Origin of the sequence: Bacillus sp. EKM501B (assembly GCF_011800505.1) — a bacterium.
GTDB lineage: Bacteria > Bacillota > Bacilli > Bacillales > Bacillaceae_G > Bacillus_A > Bacillus_A cereus.
In genome coordinates this window covers 78158-80249 of sequence record NZ_JAALFZ010000019.1, presented here as the reverse complement: position 1 = coordinate 80249, position 2092 = coordinate 78158, and the positions used below count along the sequence as shown (strand labels likewise).

The window sequence follows — 2092 nt, the reverse complement described above, 5'->3', positions numbered from 1 at the left end:
AAAAGTTAACTGCTCAAGTTGTATTATGAGTAGTATTGTTAGAATATCGAATTTTATCCGTTTAATAAAAAAAGCAGAACTGCTCGGTTCATGGAATGTGTACGTTTATATAGGCAGTTTGGAATGATGCGTGAAGAAATGAAAGTCACTCCTTCTTATGGAATTAGATATCACGGACCTACAAATGATGTAGGAAAGCCATTAGAAGATGTTGCAATGGCTAATATACAACAAAGCAAACGAGAAGCGTGGATTAAGCAAACATCATTTCGTATTGACCAGTTTCTTAGTTGTTTGGGTAATGGGCGTGCAGGAAAGGATCAAAGAAACATCATCATTAAGCGTTACTTAGAAGATGAAGATATATGTAATTATATGGTATACAACGAAATTGGCATGAGCGAGCGTACTTATCGACGTGTTAAGGCTAGAGTATTTTATAAACTTGCTTTTGCTCTTAGATTAGAAGTTTATGAGACTGAAGAAACTGGAGGTAATGAATAATGAATTTTGTTCAGCTAATACGTGATTCAGAGCAAATACATTTACTGTAAGTGTGTATGTCATTTTTTAATTCTTAAAAAGTACAAAATAATAAAAACAAAGCATTCTATGTAACTTAAAATGAGACCTATGTATATGTAAAATGATTTTTTACAAAAGAATAGTTTGATTAACAAAAGTAAGAGCCGTCCTGTTGGGCGGCCTTTTTTTAGTTCTATGTAATTAAAATTTACTTTTAGATAATGCCTTTAGTATTGGATTAACAATCCTACTGATTAAGCGAAATCCTCTAAATATCGACTGGAAAAACTTCATCGCATCATCTCTCTTGGATTAGGTAAATAATAATAATTTTAGAGTGTAATCGTAAGATTGTTTTTCTAATTGAATCTAAAAGAGTGGATTGTTTATTATACAACAATTCATTAAATTTAAATTCTGTATTTAATCCAAAGGTATCTGTATTGTACAAAGTTTATATGATGTGGGACTGGGATTCAAAATCAATGCAATAGTAAATGTCAATGGTGCGACACACTCTAAAGGCTAAATGTTTTATATCATAGCAAATTCAAAGTTAATTGCTGTGTAGTAAAGAGAAATTCACTTTTATAAGGAGGAATATTCTTGTTTGCTATTCTAATTTATCTGACTTAATAAATAGAAAATTATCGTAATTTTTGGTAAGGAATTTATCAAGATTTTTCATAGAAAATTCCTCTAAAACTATTATCTGAATTTTCAGAATAAATAGTGAGGACGTTTGTTTTTATATCAATAGTGATCAAGTCTAAGCAAATTGTAATCAAAAACATAGTCTATCTTATAAAGCAGTGAGGCAGTTCTAAAATAAGATGAGATTTACTTTACTAGTTTTCATTTCATATAGTAAGTAGGTTTGATTCAAAAAGACTTCTTCACTACTTTATAAATTTCAAAGGAAAGGTTGATGAAAATGGCAGAACATCATGAAGATGAAATCCGTACTTTGTTACGCGCATTTCAATTAGTAGGAGCAAGAGTTGTATTATTTTTACCTTCATTCCACGTAGAAGGTCTTATTACTCGAATCGGAGAAACTTTTGTTACGCTTCGTCGTGGTAATGGAGAAGGCGTAGAAGTAGAAAGTAATAATGCTGGAAATACACTTGAAAATCCTAACCAAATTAGTGTGAAAATTAGTGATATTTTATCAGTTAGTGATGATCAAGGAGCGTAATTAGCAAGCTTAAAAATGCACTAGGTATTTGTAATCCTAGTGCATTTTTTTAATATTATATAAAATTAAAATAAACGATTTATCAAATGAGGAATTAAAATTTAATTACATACAAGCTTAGTGATAGTGCAATTACCTAAAATATAAGTAATATCAATATTTTAGGTAATTGTACTATCACTTTTATACAAGTCATGTTTACAATATAATACAAACTTTTATAGGAGGGGATTATATGTGTAAGTTCTGTTCAAATCAAAAAAATACTAAATTTAAATTATTTGATATAAAACCTATCCCGTTTTTTATTCCACCAAAAACTTTTGCATATTCATCGGAGCTGCAGGAATCACCCGATACTTCAACAAA

Annotated in this window: 1 protein-coding gene and 1 pseudogene; both read left to right on the top strand. The window is 29.7% G+C overall.

The genetic code is table 11. The features are described from left to right. Positions 1-90: 90 nt before the first annotated feature. Positions 91-504, top strand: a pseudogene (locus HFD78_RS24380) (ArpU family phage packaging/lysis transcriptional regulator); the annotation flags it as partial. Positions 505-1453: 949 nt separating this feature from the next. Beyond that, on the top strand, positions 1454-1723 hold the full coding sequence (locus HFD78_RS24375; RefSeq protein ID WP_000781353.1) for a hypothetical protein: 270 nt from the start codon (positions 1454-1456) through the stop codon (positions 1721-1723). Positions 1724-2092 lie beyond the last annotated feature (369 nt).